This is a genomic window from Streptomyces sp. NBC_01142, assembly GCF_026341125.1.
Taxonomy (GTDB): Bacteria; Actinomycetota; Actinomycetes; order Streptomycetales; family Streptomycetaceae; genus Streptomyces.
Genome location: NZ_JAPEOR010000003.1, coordinates 127,032 through 147,764, shown reverse-complemented (window position 1 = coordinate 147,764; position 20,733 = coordinate 127,032). Strand labels below are relative to the sequence as shown.

General features: G+C 69.8%; 26 protein-coding genes and 1 riboswitch. Of the genes, 13 read left to right on the top strand and 13 right to left on the bottom strand.

Features of this window, described 5'->3' with window-relative positions; all coding sequences use genetic code 11:
* Positions 1-150 precede the first annotated feature (150 nt).
* A complete protein-coding gene (locus OG883_RS34795) occupies positions 151-915 on the bottom strand; it encodes a ScbR family autoregulator-binding transcription factor (RefSeq protein ID WP_266550175.1) in 765 nt (254 codons plus the stop codon).
* Positions 916-1,208: 293 nt separating this feature from the next.
* Between OG883_RS34795 and OG883_RS34790 the strand changes: the two genes are divergently transcribed.
* The 5 genes from OG883_RS34790 to OG883_RS34770 all read left to right on the top strand — a co-directional run bounded on the left by OG883_RS34790 (position 1,209) and on the right by OG883_RS34770 (position 4,711).
* Positions 1,209-2,135: a ScbA/BarX family gamma-butyrolactone biosynthesis protein gene (locus OG883_RS34790; RefSeq protein WP_266550172.1), complete on the top strand. Its 927-nt coding sequence runs from the start codon at positions 1,209-1,211 to the stop codon at positions 2,133-2,135.
* A 118-nt stretch (positions 2,136-2,253) separates the two neighbouring features.
* Positions 2,254-3,123 carry an NAD(P)H-binding protein gene (locus OG883_RS34785; protein ID WP_266550169.1) on the top strand — a complete coding sequence of 290 codons (870 nt, stop codon included), beginning with the start codon at positions 2,254-2,256 and terminating at the stop codon, positions 3,121-3,123.
* A 156-nt stretch (positions 3,124-3,279) separates the two neighbouring features.
* Entirely contained in the window at positions 3,280-3,987 is a 708-nt protein-coding gene (locus OG883_RS34780) for a 1-acyl-sn-glycerol-3-phosphate acyltransferase (protein WP_266550167.1), read from the top strand.
* A gap of 2 nt (positions 3,988-3,989) precedes the next feature.
* Positions 3,990-4,208, top strand: coding sequence for a hypothetical protein (locus OG883_RS34775; protein ID WP_266550164.1), 219 nt, complete (start codon positions 3,990-3,992; stop codon positions 4,206-4,208).
* On the top strand, positions 4,205-4,711 hold the full coding sequence (locus OG883_RS34770; protein ID WP_266550162.1) for a YbaK/EbsC family protein: 507 nt from the start codon (positions 4,205-4,207) through the stop codon (positions 4,709-4,711). Before OG883_RS34775 ends, OG883_RS34770 begins: the two co-directional genes overlap by 4 nt.
* Before the next feature lie 66 nt (positions 4,712-4,777).
* On the opposite strand, the gene OG883_RS34765 is transcribed toward OG883_RS34770, so the two are convergent.
* Positions 4,778-6,316: an alpha/beta hydrolase gene (locus OG883_RS34765; protein WP_266553081.1), complete on the bottom strand. Its 1,539-nt coding sequence runs from the start codon at positions 6,314-6,316 to the stop codon at positions 4,778-4,780.
* Between the two features lie 247 nt (positions 6,317-6,563).
* Between OG883_RS34765 and OG883_RS34760 the strand changes: the two genes are divergently transcribed.
* Positions 6,564-6,854, top strand: a complete 291-nt coding sequence (locus OG883_RS34760; protein WP_266550160.1) for a DUF4190 domain-containing protein — start codon at positions 6,564-6,566, stop codon at positions 6,852-6,854.
* Between the two features lie 4 nt (positions 6,855-6,858).
* On the opposite strand, the gene OG883_RS34755 is transcribed toward OG883_RS34760, so the two are convergent.
* The 7 genes from OG883_RS34755 to OG883_RS34725 all read right to left on the bottom strand — a co-directional run bounded on the left by OG883_RS34755 (position 6,859) and on the right by OG883_RS34725 (position 12,211).
* Positions 6,859-7,614: an urease accessory protein UreD gene (locus OG883_RS34755; protein ID WP_266550157.1), complete on the bottom strand. Its 756-nt coding sequence runs from the start codon at positions 7,612-7,614 to the stop codon at positions 6,859-6,861.
* Positions 7,611-8,288: an urease accessory protein UreG gene (gene ureG / locus OG883_RS34750; RefSeq protein ID WP_266550154.1), complete on the bottom strand. Its 678-nt coding sequence runs from the start codon at positions 8,286-8,288 to the stop codon at positions 7,611-7,613. Before ureG ends, OG883_RS34755 begins: the two co-directional genes overlap by 4 nt.
* Before the next feature lie 18 nt (positions 8,289-8,306).
* Positions 8,307-9,107 carry an urease accessory protein UreF gene (locus OG883_RS34745; RefSeq protein ID WP_266550151.1) on the bottom strand — a complete coding sequence of 267 codons (801 nt, stop codon included), beginning with the start codon at positions 9,105-9,107 and terminating at the stop codon, positions 8,307-8,309.
* 2 nt (positions 9,108-9,109) lie between these two features.
* Complete coding sequence (locus OG883_RS34740) at positions 9,110-10,831, bottom strand: urease subunit alpha (RefSeq protein WP_266550148.1); 1,722 nt, start codon at positions 10,829-10,831, stop codon at positions 9,110-9,112.
* The gene (locus tag OG883_RS34735; protein ID WP_266550145.1) at positions 10,824-11,135 is read right to left on the bottom strand and encodes an urease subunit beta; all 312 of its coding nucleotides are present in this window, start codon (positions 11,133-11,135) and stop codon (positions 10,824-10,826) included. Before OG883_RS34735 ends, OG883_RS34740 begins: the two co-directional genes overlap by 8 nt.
* Positions 11,136-11,150: 15 nt before the next feature.
* A complete protein-coding gene (locus OG883_RS34730; protein ID WP_266550124.1) occupies positions 11,151-11,453 on the bottom strand; it encodes an urease subunit gamma in 303 nt (100 codons plus the stop codon).
* A 137-nt stretch (positions 11,454-11,590) separates the two neighbouring features.
* The gene (locus OG883_RS34725) at positions 11,591-12,211 is read right to left on the bottom strand and encodes a TetR/AcrR family transcriptional regulator (RefSeq protein ID WP_266550118.1); all 621 of its coding nucleotides are present in this window, start codon (positions 12,209-12,211) and stop codon (positions 11,591-11,593) included.
* A gap of 107 nt (positions 12,212-12,318) precedes the next feature.
* Here OG883_RS34725 and OG883_RS34720 point away from each other — a divergent pair, with 107 nt between their 5' ends.
* The gene (locus tag OG883_RS34720; protein WP_266550117.1) at positions 12,319-13,311 is read left to right on the top strand and encodes an ABC transporter permease; all 993 of its coding nucleotides are present in this window, start codon (positions 12,319-12,321) and stop codon (positions 13,309-13,311) included.
* A gap of 120 nt (positions 13,312-13,431) precedes the next feature.
* Here OG883_RS34720 and OG883_RS34715 read toward each other — a convergent pair whose 3' ends face one another.
* On the bottom strand, positions 13,432-13,713 hold the full coding sequence (locus OG883_RS34715; RefSeq protein ID WP_266550114.1) for a type II toxin-antitoxin system Phd/YefM family antitoxin: 282 nt from the start codon (positions 13,711-13,713) through the stop codon (positions 13,432-13,434).
* Positions 13,714-13,784: 71 nt separating this feature from the next.
* On the opposite strand from OG883_RS34715, the gene OG883_RS34710 reads away from it, so the two are divergent.
* The 3 genes from OG883_RS34710 to OG883_RS34700 all read left to right on the top strand — a co-directional run bounded on the left by OG883_RS34710 (position 13,785) and on the right by OG883_RS34700 (position 15,718).
* Entirely contained in the window at positions 13,785-14,420 is a 636-nt protein-coding gene (locus tag OG883_RS34710) for an ATP-dependent Clp protease proteolytic subunit (RefSeq protein WP_266550111.1), read from the top strand.
* A gap of 7 nt (positions 14,421-14,427) precedes the next feature.
* Positions 14,428-14,736 (top strand): hypothetical protein, encoded by a 309-nt coding sequence (locus OG883_RS34705; RefSeq protein ID WP_266550108.1) that lies wholly within the window; start codon positions 14,428-14,430, stop codon positions 14,734-14,736.
* Between the two features lie 314 nt (positions 14,737-15,050).
* Positions 15,051-15,238, top strand: a riboswitch (cyclic di-AMP (ydaO/yuaA leader).
* A 3-nt stretch (positions 15,239-15,241) separates the two neighbouring features.
* Positions 15,242-15,718 (top strand): C40 family peptidase, encoded by a 477-nt coding sequence (locus OG883_RS34700; protein WP_266550106.1) that lies wholly within the window; start codon positions 15,242-15,244, stop codon positions 15,716-15,718.
* Between the two features lie 95 nt (positions 15,719-15,813).
* Here OG883_RS34700 and OG883_RS34695 read toward each other — a convergent pair whose 3' ends face one another.
* On the bottom strand, positions 15,814-16,503 hold the full coding sequence (locus tag OG883_RS34695; protein ID WP_266550104.1) for a LysE family translocator: 690 nt from the start codon (positions 16,501-16,503) through the stop codon (positions 15,814-15,816).
* Between the two features lie 82 nt (positions 16,504-16,585).
* Here OG883_RS34695 and OG883_RS34690 point away from each other — a divergent pair, with 82 nt between their 5' ends.
* A complete protein-coding gene (locus tag OG883_RS34690) occupies positions 16,586-17,500 on the top strand; it encodes a LysR family transcriptional regulator (protein WP_266550102.1) in 915 nt (304 codons plus the stop codon).
* A gap of 197 nt (positions 17,501-17,697) precedes the next feature.
* On the opposite strand, the gene OG883_RS34685 is transcribed toward OG883_RS34690, so the two are convergent.
* The gene (locus tag OG883_RS34685) at positions 17,698-18,129 is read right to left on the bottom strand and encodes an ATP-binding protein (protein WP_266550100.1); all 432 of its coding nucleotides are present in this window, start codon (positions 18,127-18,129) and stop codon (positions 17,698-17,700) included.
* A 244-nt stretch (positions 18,130-18,373) separates the two neighbouring features.
* Between OG883_RS34685 and OG883_RS34680 the strand changes: the two genes are divergently transcribed.
* Together OG883_RS34680 and OG883_RS34675 are read left to right on the top strand one after the other, a co-directional pair.
* Entirely contained in the window at positions 18,374-19,231 is an 858-nt protein-coding gene (locus tag OG883_RS34680; protein WP_266550099.1) for a helix-turn-helix transcriptional regulator, read from the top strand.
* Positions 19,232-19,245: 14 nt separating this feature from the next.
* A complete protein-coding gene (locus tag OG883_RS34675; protein ID WP_266550097.1) occupies positions 19,246-19,461 on the top strand; it encodes a DUF397 domain-containing protein in 216 nt (71 codons plus the stop codon).
* On the opposite strand, the gene OG883_RS34670 is transcribed toward OG883_RS34675, so the two are convergent.
* Positions 19,454-20,599, bottom strand: a complete 1,146-nt coding sequence (locus OG883_RS34670; protein WP_266550096.1) for an 8-amino-7-oxononanoate synthase — start codon at positions 20,597-20,599, stop codon at positions 19,454-19,456. The two genes, OG883_RS34675 and OG883_RS34670, sit on opposite strands and share 8 nt — an antisense overlap.
* Positions 20,600-20,733 lie beyond the last annotated feature (134 nt).

Sequence of the window (20,733 nt, the reverse complement as noted above, 5' to 3'; positions counted from 1 at the left end):
CACGATTCAAAAACATACTTTCGGGTCTGTCAATATAATACCGCGAGGTCGGTATGTTTTCACCGGCAGTCCACCTGCGCATCGGGGCCTTCCAGCACGCCGAAAAGCCCGGTCGCCCCCCGACGACCGGGCTGTTGACCGCCCCATGGCTCAGGCCAGCGGGGCACCCTCGGCCGGCTCCGGCGCCAGAACCGCTTCGGCCAGCACTCGGCCACCACGCCCGGGGCGGACGTTCAGCTCGGCCAGCACCGCGGGGACGGTGATGCTGGGCAGCAAGTGCCGGTAGAGCGCCAGTATTTCGTGCTCCAGATCCAGTTTCGGGGCCAACGCGGAGACCATGGCGTTCATGCCGCCGTACGCACCCACCGTGATCCGGGCGGTCTCCGCCGGGTCGACATGAAGGAGCAGCTCACCACGCTCCTTCGCCTCGGTCAGCATCTCGGTGTTGCGCTCCACCCATTCCGTGTAGGGAGAGCTGCGGTTGAGTCCCGGTATCTGCTCCAGCGAGAGCCGGGCGCTGGCGCGCAGCAGCGAGTCGTTGGCCAGAAGATGCGTGAACATCATGCCCATATCCACATATTCCTGAACCTTGTACACCTGCGGTGCGGGCACGGGAGTCTCTTTGACCTGCGCGTCCAGAACCGCCAGGGCCAGCGCTTCCTTGCCGGCGAAGTGGAAGTAGAGGGCGCCCTTTGTCAGCTTGACCCGGTCCAGAATGTCCGTGAGTTTGGCCGCTTCGTATCCTTTTTCGTCGAAAACGGCTGCTGCCGCCTCGAGGATCGCCCGACGGGTGCGGATCGCGCGGTCTTGCTTCGCCACTGGACGTACCCGTCCTTCCACGCCCGCTTCTTGTCGCGGACGTTCCTTGTTGAACTTCTGTGCACAGCAGATTAAACCGCCGAGTATGTATGTCATCAAGACTGCATCGGAAAAGTCCAGCCAATCGCACACTTGCCTGCTCGGCCCGAATGTGCATCGGGGCAGCACGGAGCCGAACGGCCCAGCCGGGACGGGGAGTTGACCATGACATGCCGAAGTCAAACGGTTGCAAACGAAACCTGCCAGTAGGTATCTTTCTCGTCTGCAGGACGATTCGAACTGGTTAATGCATTACAGGGGGTATCATGATCCAGTCGCTGTTAGCCGATGACTGCACACGAAGAGGCGTGACCGCCCACGGTAGTCGTTCGACAGCCACTGCTCAGCAGTTGACCTCGACCGTTCCTCGACAACTGGTACACAGGGCCGCCGTCGCCGAGGTCTTCCTCACCGGCTGGACCGTGTCCGACGACGACCGCATACGTGTCTTTGCCCAATGGCCCAGGGCTCACAGCTTCTACACGCCGATTCTCGGCCACTACGATTCCATGCTCGCCGGCGAGACCGTCCGGCAGGCGGGCGTACTGGTGGCACACGCCGTACACGACGTCCCTCTCGGACACCGCTTCCTGATGTGGGACCTGCACTTCGCGGTACATCCCGAGAACCTGACCATTGGCAACAGGCCCGCCGATCTGGAACTCGACGTGGTCTACACCGAGATACGCCGCTCGGGCAGCAGGCTCTCGGGCTCCTACACCGTGACAGCCCGCCACGAGGGCCGCATCGTCGCCACCGGGGGTGCACGCTTCACCTGCACCTCGCCCGCCGTGTACCAAAGGCTGCGCAACGCGCGGACGTCCACGCCCGCCGCGGCAGCACCGCAGGCCGGCGCCGCCTTCGCCACCGCTCCGACGCCCCTCCCCCCGGCCACCGTCGGCCGTACGTCCGAGTTCGACGTGGTCCTGGCTCCGAGTGAGACGCCGCAGCGCTGGCAGCTGCACGCCAACACCGGCCACCCCATCCTCTTCGACCACCTCGACGACCACATCCCCGGGATGGTCCTGCTGGAGGCGGCCCGCCAGGCGGCCGTAGCCATGTCCCCGCCCGGCAGGACGCTGGTCCCCGTCTCCATGGACAGCACCTTCCACCGGTATGTGGAATTCGACAGCCCTTGCTGGATCGACGCGGAGCCCGTGGCCGAAGGCCCCGACCACCCCGCGGGCGGCATACGGCTCGTCGGACACCAGGACGGCGAGACCGTCTTCGGCTGCCTGCTGACCACTGCCGAGCTCACCACCGCGGCGAACGGCTGACACCGCATCAGCCGCATTCGCAGCCATGGCCGTGACCCGGTGGATCACCACCGGGTCACGGCCATGCGGCGTGAGCGGACGCCCTCACCGTGCGTGCACCAACGAACAGGAGCAACCCATGATCCTGGTGACCGGAGCCACCGGCACCGTCGGCCGGCATGTCGTCGACCGGCTGGCGGGGGTCCATGCCGTGCGGGTCCTGGCTCGCCATCCCGAACGCCTGACCCGAACCGGCCCGCAGGTTCAGGCCGCGGCCGTCGACTACACGGACGCGGCCGGCCTCACCGCCGCCATGACCGGCGTACGCGCGGCCCTGCTCATCACTGCCGATCCCCTGCGCCCCGAGCACGACGCCCACCTCGTCACGGCCGCCCGTGCCGCGGGGGTACGGCACCTGGTGAAACTCTCGGCTCTCGCCGTCGCCGATCCGGAAGCCAACGATCTGATCACCTGCTGGCAGCGCGACGCCGAGGACCGCATCCGCACCTCGGGCATCGCCTGGACCTTCCTGCGCCCGAGATCCTTCATGTCCAACACTCTCGGCTGGGCCCGCTCCGTCCGTCAGGAGGGCGTCGTCCGTGCCCCGCACGGCTCGGCCCCCAACGCCACCGTCGACCCGCGCGACATCGCCGACGCCGCCGTACAGGCTCTCACCGAACCGGGCCACGAGGGGCAGGCCCATGCCCTCACCGGCCCCGAGCCGCTCACCCCCGCGCAGCAGACGGACATCCTCTCCGACGTGCAGGGCCGCCGTCTGCGCTTCGAGGAGCTCAGCCGCGAAGAGAACCGCGGGCAGCTCCTCGCCCGCTACCCCCAGGCCATCGCCGACGCCCTGCTGGAGAGCGCGGACCGTCAGCGGGGCGGCGCCAAGGCGGGCACCGACGACACCCTCCCGCGCCTTCTCGGCCGTCCCGCGCGCACCTACCGCGGCTGGGCCACCGACCACAGCGCCGCCTTCCGGACCGGGACGACGACCGAGGGCAGCTGACATAGCATCAGCAATGTCGGCATCGAGTCAGCGCCTGTCTGATCGCAGACGCTTACACACGGCGACAGCTGCACCTACACTGATCTCCCCAGCACACCTGATGACCTGGCACAACGCAGCCCTGGAGCCGGTCCCACGGAGTGAGGAGCGCCCCCGTTGTTCTACTACGTGCTCAAATACGTCATCCTGGGTCCGCTGTTGCGGCTGCTGTTCCGGCCCAGGATCGAAGGACTCGAGCACATCCCTGCGGAGGGCGCGGCGATCGTCGCGGGCAATCATCTGTCGTTCTCGGACCACTTCCTGATGCCCGCGATCATCAAACGGCGTATCACCTTCCTCGCCAAGGCCGAGTACTTCACGGGCCCGGGACTCAAGGGCCGGCTGACGGCGGCGTTCTTCCGCAGCGCCGGGCAGATCCCGGTGGACCGCTCGGGCAAGGAGGCCGGCAAGGCGGCGATCCGCGAAGGCCTCGGCGTGCTGAGCAAGGGTGAGCTGCTGGGGATCTATCCCGAGGGCACGCGCTCGCACGACGGCCGCCTCTACAAGGGCAAGGTCGGAGTCGCCGTGATGGCGCTGAGGGCGCATGTGCCGGTGGTGCCGTGCGCGATGGTGGGGACGTTCGAGATCCAGCCACCCGGTCAGGTCGTACCGAAGATCAAACGGGTCACCGTCCGCTTCGGCGAGCCGCTGGACTTCTCGCGGTACACAGGCATGGAGAACGAGAAGGCCGCGATCCGCGCGGTCACCGACGAAATCATGTACGCGATCCTCGAACTGTCCGGTCAGGAGTACGTGGACCGGTACGCCGCCGAGGTGAAGGACGAGCAGGAGCAGCCGAAGAGGTTCCCGCGGCGCAGAAGCTGAGAGTGAGTCCGCGCTCGGCGAACCGGCCGGGGCCGGCGGCCGTCACCGGGTACGAGCAGTCGCTGCCGACGATCGTCGAGTGGCTCTCTGCGCAGCCGCACGGCACGGAGCGGACTGAGGCCTTCCCGGAAATGGCCGCGCAGTACGCTCCGCAGGGCGATCTCTTCGGCCACGCCGTGGAGGACGCCCGGCTGGAGCAACACGGACGGGGAGCGAAATGAGCGAGGAAAGCACAGTGGGCGAACAGCACGACACCTACGCCAAGTTGACCGGGCTGCTGGACGAGCACGGTGCGGCGTACCGGATCATCGAGCACGAGGAGCAGGGGGCGACCGAGGCGGTCAGTGCGCTGCGCGGCAACACCCTTGCGCAGGCCGCCAAGTGCATCGTCGTGATGGTGAAGATCGGCAAGAAGGAGAAGCGGTACGTCCTGGCCGTGGTCCCCGGCGACCGGCGGGTGGACCTGGGCGCGGTGAAGGCCCTGCTGGGCGGTTCGTACGCCGGATTCGCGACTCCCGAGGCGGCCGAGCGGCTGGCGCGGAGCGTCAGCGGCACCATCCTGCCGTTCTCGTTCGACCCCGAGCTCGAACTCGTCGTGGATCCCGGCCTGTTGGTCCATGAGGAGATCTTCTTCAATGCGGCGCGACTGGACCGTTCGCTGGCGCTGCGGACGGCGGACTACGTCGCGATCGCGGAGCCCCGTACGGCGGACATCGCCGGCTGAGAGCCGCGGGCCGACAGCAGGGAGGGGCGGCCGTGACCGGCCGCCCCTCCCCCGTAGAGCTGAGCCTTACGGCTTCGGCGTGGCGTGCGGGGAGCACGACACATCGCGGCTGTCGACCTTGCCGCTGAGCAGGTAGGCGTCCACCCGGTCGTTGATGCACGGGTTGACCTGGCCGGTCACACCGTGCGAACCGGCGCCCTTCTCGATGATCAGACGCGAGCCCTTGAGCCGCTTGTGCAGCTCGACGGCGCCGTCGAACGGAGTGGCGGCGTCACGCGTGGCCTGCACGATGAGCACCGGCGGCAGGCCCTTGCCCGACTTTACGTTCACGGGCGTGTGCTGCTTGGACGACCAGGTGGCGCACGGGAGGTTCATCCAGGCGTTGGCCCAGGTCATGAAGGGGTGGTCCCGGTGGAGCCGGGTGTTGTCCCGGTCCCACTTCTTCCAGCTGGTCGGCCACTTGGCGTCCGCGCACTCGACGGCCGTGTAGACGGCGTTGCCGTTCTCGGAGGCGATGTTGCCCGCGGTGTCGGACAGGTCGGGAGCCGCGGCGTCGACCAGTGCCTGGGTGTCACCGGCGATGTACTTGCTCCACGTCTGGGCGACGGGCACCCAGGCGGAGTCGTAGTAGGGAGCGCTCTGGAAGAATCCGATGAGCTCGGCCGGCCCGACGACTCCGCCGAGTGGCTTCTTCTTGGCGGTGGCCCGCAGCTTCACCCACTGCTGCTCGACCTTCTCGGGGGTGTTCCCGATGTGGAGGACCGCGTCGTTCTTGGCGATCCAGGCCTTCCAGTCGTCCCAGCGCGTCTGGAAGGCGACGTCCTGGTCGAGGTTGGCCTGGTACCAGATCTTCTCCCGCGACGGGTTGACCACGCTGTCGACGATCATCCGCCGGACGTGGCCGGGGAAGAGCGTCGCGTAGACCGCGCCGAGGTAGGTGCCGTAGGAGACACCCAGGTAGTTGAGCTTCTTCTCACCGAGGGCGGCCCGGACGACGTCGAGGTCGCGTGCGGTGTTCGGCGTGGTCATGTGCGGCAGCATCCAGCCGCTGCGCTCGGCGCACCCGTCCGCGTACTCCGCGGCGAGCTTGCGCTGCGCGCGCTTGTCGGCCTCACTGTCGGGCACCGGGTCGGGCTTCGGCGCCTTGACGAACTCCTGCGGGTCGACACAGGAGATGGGGGTCGAGTGGCCGACGCCACGCGGGTCGAAGCCGACGAAGTCGTATGCCTTCGCCATGTTCGCGTAGATCGGGTTCTTGTTGGTGACCCGCGTCGGGAAGCGCATGCCCGAGCCGCCGGGACCGCCCGGGTTGTAGACGAGGGCGCCCTGGCGGTCCGCCTTGGTGCCGGTGTTGCCGATGCGGTCGACGGCTATCTTGATCTGCTTGCCGTTGGGCCGGGCGTAGTCGAGCGGAACGCTCACCGAGCCGCACGTGATCGGCTTGGCGAGACCCCAGTCCGCCGGACAGTCCGCCCAGTCGATGCCCTTCTTGGCGGCCCGCTCCGCGGCGATCTGAACTCCACGCGCCTCGGACGAGCCTTGATGGCGGCCGTCGGCACTGGCCACCGGGGCCGCGATCGCCCCCGCCACGAGGGTTCCCGCCATCAGAGTGCCGGCCGCGCCGAGCACTGCTGTGCGTCTCACGAAAAATCTCCCCCTGCAGTAGTCGAACTCTCCGGGGGATCCTTTCGTCTGTGGGGTCACCGGGAACAGGGCGCACAGGCGTTTCTTTACCGAACCAATAACCGGTGCGCACTGTCCCGCTGAGCGGTGCGTCCGTATGCGGGAGGCATGGACCGGGGCTTGCGGGTAACCCGGAGGTTCTCAAGTCCCTCTGGTTCAGGGAGTTCTGATGTCCGGTCACAGCACCAGTGGCATGCACAGCCACGCTCGGTCCGGTACGAACGGCCTCGCCATCGCCGGCCTCGTCTGCGGCATCATCGGCCTGCTTTTCTTCAACGTCGTGCTCGGGCCGCTCGCGATCATCTTCGGAGTGGTGGGCCGCCGGCAGGCTGCCGCCAAGGGCGGCGCCGGTATGGCGAAGGCCGCGATCGTGCTCGGTATCGTCGACCTCGTCGTCTTCGCCGTCCTGCTCGCCGTCGCGGCATCGTCGGGCGGCTTCACCTGGTACATCGGCGGCTGATGCTTCACCAGCCTTCGGTGCTGAGTACCCGGTCGAGCAGACGCCGCAGTTCCCGGGCGTCCGGCGCGACGGCGGTGACCAGCACGGCGGGACCGGCGAGCGGAGTGAGCACCGCCGTCTCCCCCAGCAGCCGGGGTTCGAGGGGCTTCTCCTCGAACCCCGGATCCACGAGCAGGAGCTGCCCCGTGGCCCGGTGCCCGGCCAGTACGGCACCGCCGTCCCAGCCGCCGGGCGCGCCTGGACCGTAACGGAGCTCCTGGTCCAGCAGCGGACGTCCCGCGCGGTGGACGGTGAGGCGGGTGGCGAGGGTGCCGGGCTGCTCGCCGTGCCTTCCCAGGATCTGCTCCTCGCGCAGCACCAGCCGTGCGGTGGCGGCCAGTTCGACACGGGTACGCATCCGGAGATCACTTCCGCACGCGGAGATGAGCTGTTCCGGCAGCCAGCGCAGCTCGGCATCGTCTCCCACCGTCAACCGCACGTCGTACTGGGCGGGTTCCAGGGCGCGTCCGGGCAGAGCGATGGTTGCGGCGGCCGAGTCGACGGTGAGCCGTGCGCCTTGTCGCACCTCGGCCTCGATGGCGAGCCGGTCGCCGCCGAGCGGTGCGCTCATGGCACCCACGACGGTGACCCGGCTGGTGTGCCGTGCGCCGGCGTACGGACCGGTGGCGCGGGTGCGGCGCAGCGCGAGCGGCCCGTCGCTCTCCAGCACCGGCAGGCCCTCGCGGGTGGCGACGATGCGGGCCGTTGCCCGGATGCTCATGCGGTCCAGGCGGCGAGCTGTGCGCGCACCCAGTCGGCCACCGGCCCCACCCCCTCCTCCCCCTTCAACGAAGTGAAGGCGACCGGTAGTTCACCGCGCTGCTCCTTGGCGTCCCGCGCCATCCGGCCGAGGTCGGAGCCGACGTGGGGCGCGAGGTCGGTCTTGTTGATCACGAGCAGGTCGGCGGTGGTGACGCCGGGACCGCCCTTGCGCGGAATGTCGTCACCGCCCGCGACATCGATGACGAACACCTGGGCGTCGACGAGGCCCTTGGAGAAGGTCGCGGTGAGATTGTCGCCGCCGGATTCGACAAGGATCAGGTCCAGCGGACCCACGCTCTCCTCGAGGTCCTCGACGGCCTCGAGGTTGGCGGAGATGTCGTCGCGGATCGCGGTGTGCGGGCAGGCTCCGGTCTCGACCGCCTGGATGCGCTCCGGCGGCAGTACGGCGTTACGGAGCAGGAATTCGGCGTCCTCGCGGGTGTAGATGTCGTTGGTGACGACGGCGATGGACAGCCGGTCCCGCAGGACGCGGCAGAGCGCGGCGACGGTCGCGGTCTTGCCGGAGCCGACGGGTCCGCCGAGTCCGATGCGCAGGGCCCGCCGGGTGCCGTCGGGGCGAACGGCGTCGGCGCTGACAGCCATGGCGGTGTCGTGGCCGTGGTCGAGGTGCATGGTGCGGCTCCAGTGGTTTCAGGATGCGAAGAGACGTACGGGCCAGGCGGCATGGGCCTCCGCCGTGATGTCGAGCAGCGGGGCCGAGGCGGCGGGCAGCGCGTCGATGCCCCGGTGCGCGGCGCGTGCGGCCCGCTCGGCGACCTGGTCGAGCTCGGGGGCGAGGCGGGCGAGGACGGCGGTGGCCTCGAAGGGGTCCAGGCTGAGGAGCCGTACGGCGGCGGTGGCCGGGCCACTGACCGTCTCGTACACGACACAGTGCGCGGCGTCCTCGGGTCCCAGCCCGGCCGAGCGGGCGGCGAGCCCGAGCACGATCGGCTGATGTGCGCCGCGTGGGCGGGCGGCGGCGAGCGCGTCGAGCTCCGGACCCGGCCAGGTGGAGCGGGCGGCGCGCATCATCTGCCGGCCGAGTCTGCGGGCGGTGGCCCGCAGGGCGGGTGAGGGGGTACGGGCGTCGGCTGCCTCGTCGAGCGCCAACGGGTCGAGCCCCAGGGCGGCAGCGGCGGCGAGCGCAGCAGAGGTGAGCCCGGTGGTGTGCAGCCGGCCCCGGCAGAAGTCCGCCAGGTCCCGGGCGTCGCGGATCCGTCCTGACTTGACGGCCGGTTCGGCTCCGCCGGAGTGGGCGTGGCCACCGGCGGGGAAGCGGCCGTCGGCGAGGATGAGCAGGGCCGCGCGTGCCGCCGGAGCGGGAGAGCCGGTGGTTCGGCTTCCCGGGCCGGACGGCTCGGAGTCTTCGCGCGGGTGCACGTCGGCGCCGGCCCTGGCCGCCTCCTGGGCGGACCGGGACTCTCGCCGGCGTACGGGGGAGGAATCGTCCATGGTCAGAACAGGAAGTAGCGCTGCGCCATGGGCAGTTCCACCGCCGGGGCGGGCTCGACCGGCTCGCCGTCGATCGTCACCGTGAAGGTGTCGGCGTCGACCTCGACGCGGGGCAGCGCGTCGTTCTCCCTCATATCTGCCTTGGTGACCCGCCGGGTGTTCTTGATCGGTACGAACTTCTTGTCCAGGCCGAGGCGTTCGGGCAGGCCGTCCTCGATGGCCGCTTCGGCGACGAAGTTGAACGAGCCCGCCGACGCGGCCTTGCCGAGCGCGCCGAACATCGGCCGCGGCAGCACCGGTTGCGGGGTGGGGATGGAGGCGTTGGCGTCGCCCATCTGCGCGTACGCTATCTGCCCGGCTTTGATGACGAGCTGCGGCTTGACCCCGAAGAAGGCCGGCTCCCACAGCACCAGGTCGGCGAGCTTTCCGGTCTCGACCGAGCCGACCTCGTGGTCGAGACCTTGGGCCACCGCCGGGTTGATCGAGTATTTGGCGACATAGCGACGGGCGCGGTGGTTGTCGGCGCGGCCGTCGCCGGGGAGTGCGCCGCGGCGCTTCTTCATCACATGCGCGGTCTGCCAGGTGCGCATGACCACCTCACCGATCCGGCCCATGGCCTGGGAGTCGGAGGAGATGATCGAGATGGCGCCGAGGTCGTGCAGGATGTCCTCGGCCGCGATGGTGGAGGGCCGGATACGGGACTCGGCGAAGGCGAGATCCTCGGGCACGGCCGGGTTGAGGTGGTGGCAGACCATCAGCATGTCGAGGTGTTCCTCGATGGTGTTGACGGTGTGCGGCCGGGTCGGGTTGGTGGAGCTGGGCAGTATGTGCGGCTCGGAGACCACGGTGATGATGTCCGGAGCGTGCCCGCCGCCCGCGCCCTCGGTGTGATAGGCGTGGATGGTGCGGCCGGCGATGGCGGCGAGGGTGTCCCCGACGAACCCGGCCTCGTTCAGTGTGTCCGTGTGGATGGCGAGCTGGGCGCCGGTCTCCTCGCAGACGCCGAGGCAGGCGTCGATGACGGCGGGGGTGGCCCCCCAGTCCTCGTGGATCTTGAACCCGAGTGCTCCGCCGCGCAGTTGGGAGTACATGGCGTCGCGGGACATCGTGTTGCCCTTGCCGAGCAGCCCGACGTTGACCGGGAAGGTCTCCAGCGCCTCGAACATCCGGGCAAGGTGCCAGGGGCCCGGGGTGATGGTGGTGGCCTTGGTGCCCTCGGCCGGGCCGGTGCCGCCGCCGACGAGGGTGGTGACACCGGTCGCGAGTGCCTGGTCGACGATGGTCGGCGAGATGAAGTGGACATGGGCGTCGATGGCGCCCGCGGTGACGATCTTCCCGTTGCCCGCGATGACTTCGGTCTCGGGGCCGATGACGAGACCGGGATGGACCCCGTCCATGGTGTCGGGGTTGCCGGCCTTGCCGATACCGGTGATCCGGCCGTCGCGGATGCCGATGTCGGCCTTGACGATGCCCCAGTGGTCGATGACGACCGCGCCGGTGACCACGGTGTCGGGTGCGCCTTCGGCCCGTGTCGTACGGGACTGGCCCATCGACTCGCGGATCACCTTGCCGCCGCCGAACACGGCCTCGTCGCCGGCGAGTCCGGGGCCGCCCGAGCGGTCCTCCTCGATCTCGACGAGCAGGTCGGTGTCGGCGAGCCGGATCCGGTCGCCGGTGGTGGGGCCGAAGAGATCGGCGTAGACCGCGCGGTCCAGATCAGGCATCGAGAGCACCTCCGGTCTCTCCCCGCAGACCGGCGATGACACGCAGACCGGCGAAGGGGACGAGTTCGACGTCGACGGGGATGCCGGGTTCGAAACGTACGGCGGTCCCCGCTGCGATGTGCAGCCGCTTGCCGCGCGCGGCCGCGCGGTCGAAGTCCAGGCCGGGGTTGGCCTCGGCGAAGTGGTAGTGGGAGCCGACCTGGACAGGCCGGTCGGCAGCGTTGACGACGGCGAGGCGGGTGACCTCACGGCCCTCGTTGAGAGCAACGGGGCCGTCGGCGAAAAGGATCTCTCCGGGGATCATCTGCGGCGCTCCTCCTCAGACGATCGGGTCGTGGACGGTGACCAGCTTGGTGCCGTCCGGGAAGGTCGCCTCGACCTGGACGTCGTGGATCATCTCGGGGATGCCCTCCATGACGTCCGAGCGGTTGAGCACTTTGCGGCCCGACGCCATGAGTTCGGCGACGGTGCGGCCGTCGCGCGCGCCTTCGAGGATGTGCGAGGTGATCAGGGCGACGGATTCGGGGTGGTTCAGCATCACCCCGCGTGCCCGGCGCTTCTCCGCCACATCGGCGGCCACATGGATGAGCAGCCTTTCCTGTTCGTGCGGGGAGAGTTGCACGTGTCCACCTCACTGTCTTCCGGCCCAGTCCCGCCTGGGCGCAGCGGGACACTAGCTGGCGCCACCACCTTGTTGACCAATACACGGGTGTGTCACGACCAGCAGTTGAACGTTAGGGCGCAAGTTTTTCCTCCGCGTTAACTGATCTTGGGATCCTTCATGGACATCAGCGCCCGCAGCCCGTCCTCCAGCGCCTCGACCTGTACGTCGCCGAAGAGCGCCTCCTGGGCGATGAAGCCCTGGGCGGTGGCGATGAGCGTGCGGGCCACATGGTCGGCGGGTACGTCCGAACTCATCAGGCCGTTGTCGCGGTAGGCGTCCACGAGCCTCGCCCAGGCCAGGCGCATTCCGCCGTATCCCTCGGCCAGCGTGGCGGCGAGCTGCTCGTTGCGCAGGGTCTCGGTCCACACCTGCACGATGAGCCGGGCGAACGCCTGCCGGTCACCGCCGGGGACCTGGTCCTCCAGCATGCTGCGCAGCACCCGCCCGAGAAGGACGTCGGGGGTGGGCGGCGGGGTGGTCCTGGCGGCGGCCTCGAAGGCGCCGCGGATCCCGGCGAACGCCTCGTCGGCGATGGCTGCGATCAGCTCCTCCTTGCTGCGGAAGTAGCGGTAGACCGCGCCGGCCGACAGGCCCGCCTCGCGCAGGATGTCCTGCATCGATGTGGCATGGAAGCCGTTGCGGGCAAAGCAGCGGGCGGCGCCGTCGAGGATCTGGCGGCGGCGGGCGTCGAGGTGTTCCTGGGATACACGGGCCATGCCGCCAACTTAAAACGAACATTCATTCTTGACAAGGACACAAGCCGGCGGGACAGTGGGGCCACCGACAAAAACGAACGATCCTTCTCTTTGAATCGAGGGTCATCATGTCCGCCACACCAACCCACCGCATGATCGCGGTCATGGTCCTGGCCCCCATGGTGGTAGCGCTCGCCCTGTGGGCCTTCGCCTGGCCAGCCGCCCGCACCGCACCGCGCGACGTACCCATCGGCATCGCGGGACCGGCGACCGCGGTCACCCAGCTGGAGCAACACCTCGAGCAGCGGGAGGGCACCTTCGACATTCACCGCTACGCCGACGGGGCCGCCGCCCGCGCCGCGATCGAGGACCGGGTCGTATACGGAGCGGTCGTCGTCGCCGACGGGGCGCCGCAGCTGCTGACCGCCTCGGCGGCGAGCCCGGTCGCCGCCCAGCTCCTGAAGGAGGCCGTCACCTCGCAGGCGCCGTCCGGGACCCAGGTGCAGGTGACCGATGTCGTGCCGACACCCCCGGGCGACCCGCGCGGCAGCGCGCTGGCGGCGAGCATCCTGCCGCTCGCACTGGCCGGTGTGGCCGTCGGCGCTGTCGTGACCTTCATGCGGCTGCGCGGGACCCGGGCGGCGACCTCCCTGGTCGGCGCATCCGTCCTGGTCGGCCTTACCGCGACCGCCCTCGCCCACAGCTGGCTCGGCGTCCTCACCGGCCCCTGGTGGACCGAGGCGGGCGTGCTCGGCCTGACCGTCCTGGCCATCGGCGCGGCGGTTGCCGGACTCGGCGCCCTGCTCCGCACGCCGGGAATCGCGCTCGGAGCCTTGCTGGTGGTGCTCCTCGGGAACCCCTTCTCGGGGGCCGCGAGCGCACCCGAACTGCTGCCGGAGCCGGTCGGCGTGATCGGCCAGTGGCTGCCGCCGGGCGCGGGTGCGACACTGCTCCGCTCGGTGACGTACTTCGACGGCAGCGGCGCAGCCGCATCTGTCCTCACCCTGTCGATCTGGGCCGCGCTCGGACTTGCAGCGATGCTGATCACCGGCAGCCGCGGCGGACGGACCCCCGCTGTAGCGGCGGAGCACCGCGAAGCCGCACCGGCGCCCGTCGGCTGACCGACCCCTCCGACCGGCCGTGCGCCCCCGCTGTAGCGGACGGGGGCGCGCGGCCCTTTGCGTGGGCCTTTTGCGTGGGCTCTTAGCGCGGGAGCGCAAGCCCGCCCCCGGCGGGCGCCGTCAGTCGCGCCGGTCGGGGCGGCGGTGCTCGGCGGCCAGACCGAAGCGACCCCGTTCGCCGGAAGCGGACGCGGACGAGCCGAGCGAGGAGACGGAGCTGATCACCTGCTCCTCGGCCGCCTCCTGATCGCGCTCGAGTCGCTCCAGGTCAGCGGCGGAAACCAGCGCCACGAGCGGCTTCCCGTGCCGGGTCACGACAACGCGCTCCCCGCCGTAGACGACGCGGTTGATCAGTTCGGCGAGCTCTGCGCGGGCTTGCGTCACCGGAATCTCGTAGGCCATGCTCCCCATCATAACGGTCTGTACGTCCTGTACATTTTTTACAGAGGTCCGTACATGAGGAGAGGTACGTCATGAACCGCCCCGCCGCCCGCTATGTCCTGCCCCAGTTCACGGAGCGCACCACCTCGGGAACCCGCACACTCGATCCGTACTCGAAGCTGCTCGACGAGCGGATCATCTTCCTCGGGACCGCCGTCGACGACACCGCGGCCAACGATGTGATCGCGCAGTTCCTGCATCTTGAGTACGCCGCACCGGACCGGGACATCTGTCTGTACATCAACTCCCCCGGCGGCTCGATCAGCGCCATGTCCGCGATCTACGACACGATGCAAGTCGTCACCTGCGACGTGGAGACGACCTGCCTGGGCCAGGCCGCTTCGACCGCGGCGGTTCTCCTCGCCGCCGGCGCCCCGGGCAAGCGGATGGCTCTGCCCGGCGCCCGGGTCGTCGTCCAGCAGCCCGCCATCGAGGAACCATTGCGGGGCCAGCCGTCCGATCTGGAGATCCATGCGCAGGAATTGCTGCGGCTGCGCGCCCAACTCGCCCAGATGCTCGTACGCCACACCGGACAGGACGCCGGGCGGATCGCCGCCGACCTGGAACGGGACAAGATCTTCGACGCCGAGGACGCCAAGGCCTACGGTCTGGTCGATCACGTCATCAGGAACCGCAAGTCATCGCTCGCCTCCCCCGGTTCACGGTGAGCCCCCGATGCTCCCACCCGAACTCCCGCCGCTGCCCGCACTGACCCGCGCCGAGTGCGAGTTCATCGACAGCTATCTCGAAGTCGTCGATCTCCTGGGGCGGATCAATCCCTCCCGCTCCACTCACACCTATGGCGCGCTCCGCGCGGCGCAGGCGCTGGTCGGCCGGGCCGCCGCCCTCAAGGAGGCGCTGACGCTGATGCATCTGCGCGGCGAGAGCGAGGTGCACTCGGCTACCCTCGCCGAAGCCCTCCGGGTCCTCGGCGGTGAACGCAGGGCGGGCCGGGTGACCATGCCGCCCTCTTCGGAGAGTTGACGCACCATCTGCTCCCGTCAACCGCCATACGGGTACCAGGAGAGCTACCCCATTCGGTGGAGCCACTGCCGCTGCCGCAGGTACCGCAAAAGTTGCACACCATGACTACCGATCTGACGGAATGTGCTGTTCCGCTGCTGGTGCGGCGGTCCTCGGGTGTCGCGGACCGTACTCCAAATGCACCCTGTCCACCCGAACAGGTCAGTCGTGATCAGCCTCACAAACCGACGTTTCGCTCGGAAATCCGGCCCGGTGTGGGTCAAGATCCCTGAGACGACAAGCCCCCGCCACCTCGGCGGGGCGGTCCGGGCGGACGCCGAGTCCTGCCGCCGCCCCGGATGTCTGGTCGACAGAAGTGCATCGGCAGGAGTGGAGGACCCAAGCACGTCGGGGTGGCCGGAAAGTCTGGCCGTCCCTCGGGGTGAAGCCGCATCCGCGGCCGGGCATCTTCGTCCGTCCGAACCCGACAGGTCATCCTTCAGAGGCGGCTGACGAAGGGTTGCGCATGACTGCGCAGATTCATGTCCCCTCTCTGGTCTCCCGGGCGGGCGCCGTATCGGCCCTGACCGTTGCCGCGTTCGGCGCCTCCATGCTGGCGCCCGGAGCCGCCTCCGAGGCACACGCGGCGACGACCCACGCGAGCAAGGCACTGCTGGTGGCCGCCTCGAAGAAGGGATCGCCGTACGGATACGGCGCCACGGGCCCATCCCGGTTCGACTGCTCCGGGCTGACGCTCTACTCGTACAAGAAGGCAGGCAAGAAGCTGCCCCGAACGGCCCAGCAGCAGTACAACAAGACCCGCCGGGTCTCGGCCGGCGGCCGGAAACAGGGGGATCTGGTCTTCTTCCACTCCGGTGGCAGCGTCTACCACGTGGGGATCTACGCCGGCGGCGGCAAGATCTGGCACTCCCCCAAGTCCGGCTCCTGGGTGAAGCTGGAAAAGATCTGGACGAGGAGCGTCTGGTACGGCCGGGTGGGCTGACCGTCGCGGGACACGGGTGCGCCGGTCAGCCCGGCCGGCGCACCGGGTCGTGCGGTGCGCCCCTGCCTGTCGCGGGATGCGTTCGCGGGGTGACGTCAGTGCGCCAGCGGCTCGGCCAGCAGGGTCACGCCCAGCGCCGTGAGGGCACCGCCGGTGACTCCTTCCACTGCACGCGTCGTACGGGGCCGGCGCAGCCACTTCCCCAGCCGGTCGACCAGCAGTGCCACCGCGGGGAACCAGATCAGCGCCATGACGACGACGATCGTGGCGAGCAGCAGGGTGCGCGACAGCACCGGCACCCCGTCCGGCACGAACTGCGGGAGCAGACTGAGGAAGAGCACCGGCGCCTTCGGATTGAGCACGTTGGTGAGAAAACCCTGCCGCAGACTGCGTCCCACGCCGCCGGCCGGCTGCCCCCCGACCTCCCGCCCGGCGTCCGTCCCTGCGTCCGTCGCGGTGTCTGTCCCTGCGACCTGCCCGGCACCGCGCACCGCGAGCGGCCGACGCAACGCGGCACGCACGGCCCGTAGGCCGAGATAGAGCACATAGACCCCGCCCAGGATCTGCAGCGTACGGAACAGCACCGGCACGGCGACCAGTACGGCGGCGAGTCCGGCGACCGCGAGTGCGGTGTGCACCAGCAGTCCCCCGGCGACGCCGACCGCGCAGGCCACGCCCGCGCGCCGGGAGGCGAGTGCGTTGCGTACGACGACGGTGAAATCCGCGCCCGGCATGGCGATCATGCCTGCGGCGACGCCGAGAAAGGCGGCCAGTTGTGCATCCATGGCAGCCAGCCTGGACCGTGGCAGCCTTTAACATGTACTTGCAATCTTCTGGGTCTGCCTAAAGCGATGCTTAAGGGGTGGCATGTACGACCCGACACGGCTGGCGGCGCTGGTGGCGGTCGCCGAGGCAGGTTCCATCACCCGCGCCGCGGCTCGTCTGGGCTACACGGCGCCCGCGCTCTCCCAGCAACTGGCCAAGCTGGAGCGGGAGGCGGGGGCCACCCTGCTGGTGCGGCACCACCGTGGGGCGCGGCTGACGGCGGCGGGCGAGCTGCTGGCTGCACGGGCCCGCCGGGTGCTGGACGAGATGGACCGGGCACGGCACGAGCTCGCGCGGCTGGCGGGCCTGTCCGGCGGACGGCTTCGGGTGGGCACCTTCACCACGGTCGGCATTCATCTGCTGCCGCCGGTGCTCAGCGCGTTCCGCCGCGCGCACCCCGATGTGGAGCTGGCGGTCGCCGAGTACGAGCCGCCCGGCGGGGTCCTGGCGGTGGCGGCAGGCGAGGTGGACCTGGCGCTCACGCATGCGTACGAACCGGCCGAGGCGGCGCCGCCGCCCGCCGGGGTGGTCCTGGAGGCACTGCTGGTGGAGGAGCTCGTGCTGGTGACAGCGCCAGGCCATGCGCTGGCGGGCGGCTCGGGGAGACTGCCGGTGGCGGAGCTGGCCGGGCAGCCGCTGATCAGCAGCGCGCCGTCGCATCCGCCGCGCAAGGGGGTGGAGGGGGCGCTGGCGCGGGCCGGGGCGACCCCTGCCGTGGTGTGCGAGTCACCGGGCTATGCACTGGTGTGCGCGCTGGTCAGCGCGGGGCTCGGGGTGGCGGTGGTGCCGGAGATGGTCGCCGCGATGGCCGCGACACCGCTCGGCGTACGGCAGTTGGAGCCGGCTGCCTTCCGGCGGACGATCTCGGTGGCGCACCGGGGTGAGGAGTCGAGTCCCGCGGCCGAATCCCTGCGAGCGCTGCTGCGTGGCGCGTTCGGCCGCGTCGCAACCGCCTAGACCGAAGCGCCGACCGGACCGGAGCGCCGACCGGACCGGAGCGGGCACCAGCCGGAGCGGGCACCAGCCGGAGCGGGCGCAAGGGCGGGGGTAGGTGGCGGGCCTCGCGGGGTGTCATACGGGAGCAGGGTGACCGGACGGGGGCGGCGGCCCGTCGGGAGCAGACGCAAGGGCGGGGTGGCGGGCGGGGCGGTGGCTCACTTCCGTACCGGCGCGGTCCAGGGCAGCGCGATCCAGACGGTCTTGCCGCCCTCGGGGGTGGGTGTGACCGAGAGCCGGCCGCCGCACTCCGCCATCAGGCTGCGGATGATGACCATGCCGCGTCCGTTGTCCTGACGGACGGCCGCGGGTAGCCGCTGCGGCCAGCGGGGGTGGCTGTCGGTGACGCCGATGCACAGCTGCTCGTCCCGGTCGAGCCGGAGATCCACGGTGAAGGTGGGCGACTGGCCGAAGGTGTGCTGGACGGCATTGGTGGCGAGTTCCGAAACGATCAGCCGCACCGTGTCGGCAGCCTCCGTCTCGAGGGACAGTCCCCATGCGGACACGATGTGTGTGGCGTATCTGCGGGCCTCGGCGACCGAGGCTGGATCGCTCGGCAGAGTGACGGATGCTTCCTGATGGTCTGCCATGGCGACGCTGCCTCTCCCACCGGGGCCGGGCTCCGACTCGTAGCGGATGACATGCGAGGACGGCCACGGATTGTGCTTCGCGCCAGAGTGCCACTGATCGTGCCGCCAAGGACGGCGATCCACCAAGATATGCATATATCTGTCGCTCAAAGCGGTGAACTCGGCTACACGAGACCGCATTTGGGCGAGACTCCCAGTTTCGTCATAGCTTGATCACGCGACGGAAGGGCGGCGAGGAGGGGAAATGCGGCACGGTCCGGCGGTGCGACGCCGCAAGCTCGGCGAGGAGCTGCGGCAGTTGCGGCTGACTGCGGGCCTCACCAGCCGGGATGCCGCGCGGCTCGCCGGCTGGCACCAGTCGAAGGTCAGCCGGATAGAGACGGGCATCAGTGGGGCCAAGGCCGCCGATGTGACCCTGCTGCTGGATGCGTACCAGGTCGCCGATCCCCAACTGCGCGTGCTGCTGGAGATGCTGACGGGGGCGGCCGACGGTCCCGGACGGGGCTGGTGGCATGCGTACCGCGGACTGATCCCCTCGGAGTACAGGGACTTCATCAGTCTGGAGGCCCAGGCGTGCACGGCACGCACTCTGGAGACCTCGGTGGTGCCGGGGCTGCTGCAGACGCCCGACTACGCGCGGGCGGTGACGGGCGCGGTGCTGGAGCAGCTGCCGGCGGCGACGGTGGACGCTCTGGTGGAGGTACGGCTCGCCCGCCAGGCGGTGCTGCGCACGCATGCGCCGCTGACCCTGAGCGCGGTCGTCGACGAGGCGGTGCTGCGGCGCGAGGTGGGCGGCGTCCGGGTGATGCGGGAGCAATTGCGGAGATTAGCCGAGATGGCCCAAATGCCCCATGTGCGGCTTCAGGTACTGCCGTTCTCGGTCGGAGGCTACGTCGGCCTCACGGGGCCTTTCGTTATTTTCTCCTTTCCGAACACTACTGATCTGGACGTGGTTGTTCTCGACCACTTGACGAGTAGCCTCTATCTCGAGCGGAAAGAAGACCTCGAGGTGTACTGCGCCGCGTTCCACACGATGCAGGCGCGGGCCCTCTCGCCCGAGGACACATTGGACCTCATCGCCCGGATCAGTGACGGCGCATAAGGGAGGCACCCCCCATGTCCGACCGCCTCGCACAGCACGGCTTACGGTGGCGGCGCAGCAGCCGCAGCACAGGGATGAACAACTGCGTCGAGGCCGCCCGGCTGCCCGACGACTCACTCGCGGTCCGCGACTCCAAGAGCATCGCGCGACAGGCTCTGCGCTTCTCACCGCAGGCCTGGACCCGTTTCCTGACAGCGCTCCACGAGGACCACGAGGAGAGGGTCAACTGACCGGCGCGGCACCGGTGATGGTGGCAATCGCCGTCTCGACCTGCTGCTCCGTCAGATCCGCCCGGGCCGTGAGCCTGATCCGGGAGATGCCGTCCGGCACGGACGGCGGACGGAAACAGCCCACGACGAGCCCGGCGGTACGGCAGTCGGCGGCCCAGCGCAGGGCGGCTTCCGGTGACGGCGCCTGCACGGAGACGACGGCCGCATCGGGACGCGCGGCAGTCAGACCGGCATCGGTCAGCCGGCGGTGCAGGGTCGCGGCGACCGTGCGCGCCCGCCCGGCCAGCCCGGGTTCCCGGCCCAGCAGCCGCAGGCTCGCCAGAGCCGCCCCGGCCGCGGCGGGTGCGAGACCCGTGTCGAAGATGAACGTACGGGCGGTGTTGATCAGGTGGTCGATGACCCGGGCGGGGCCGAGGACGGCGCCGCCCTGGCTGCCCAGGGACTTGGACAGGGTGAGCGTGGCGACGACACCGCCGTGACCGGCGATTCCCGCGGCGTCGAGTGCTCCGCGGCCGCCTGCGCCGAGTACCCCGAGACCGTGCGCGTCGTCGACGAGCAGAGCGGCACCGTACTCCCGGCAGGCATCCGCCAGGCCGGGCAGCGGCGCGGCATCGCCGTCCACCGAGAAGACCGAGTCGGTGACCATGAGGGCGCGCCGCCCGGGGTGCGCGTCGAGCGTCTTGCGTACGGCGTCGACATCCGTGTGCGGGACGATCGCGGTCTCCGCTCGGGACAGCCGGCAGCCGTCGACGATCGAGGCGTGGTTGCCCGCGTCGGAGACGATCAGCGAGCCGCGGCCGCTCAGCGCCGTCACGGCGGCGAGGTTCGCGGCATAGCCCGAGGACAGCACCAGGGCCGCCTCGAATCCGCAGAAGGCGGCCAGTTCGCGCTCGAGCTCGGCGTGGAGCGCAGTGGTGCCCGTGACCAGCCGGGACCCGGTGGCCCCCGCTCCCCAGCGGCGGGCCGCCCCTGCCGCCGCCTCGGTGATCTCCGGGCGGCGGGTGAGGCCCAGATAGTCGTTGCTGGCAAGATCCAGCAGTTCGGAGTCGGCGGCGCGCGGCCGGAGCGTACGGACGAGGCCCGCGCGCTCACGGCGGCGCGACTCGTCGTCGATCCAGTCGAAAGGATCCTGGGGCATGGTGGTCCGGTCCTTTTGTAGGCAGCGCACAGACCCTAACCGGGCGCGCTCGAGGAACGGATGTGGTCATGCACACACCTCAAAGATGCTCTGTTGTGGGGTTCCTCCTTGGCCCCGACGTGTGCCGTACGTCA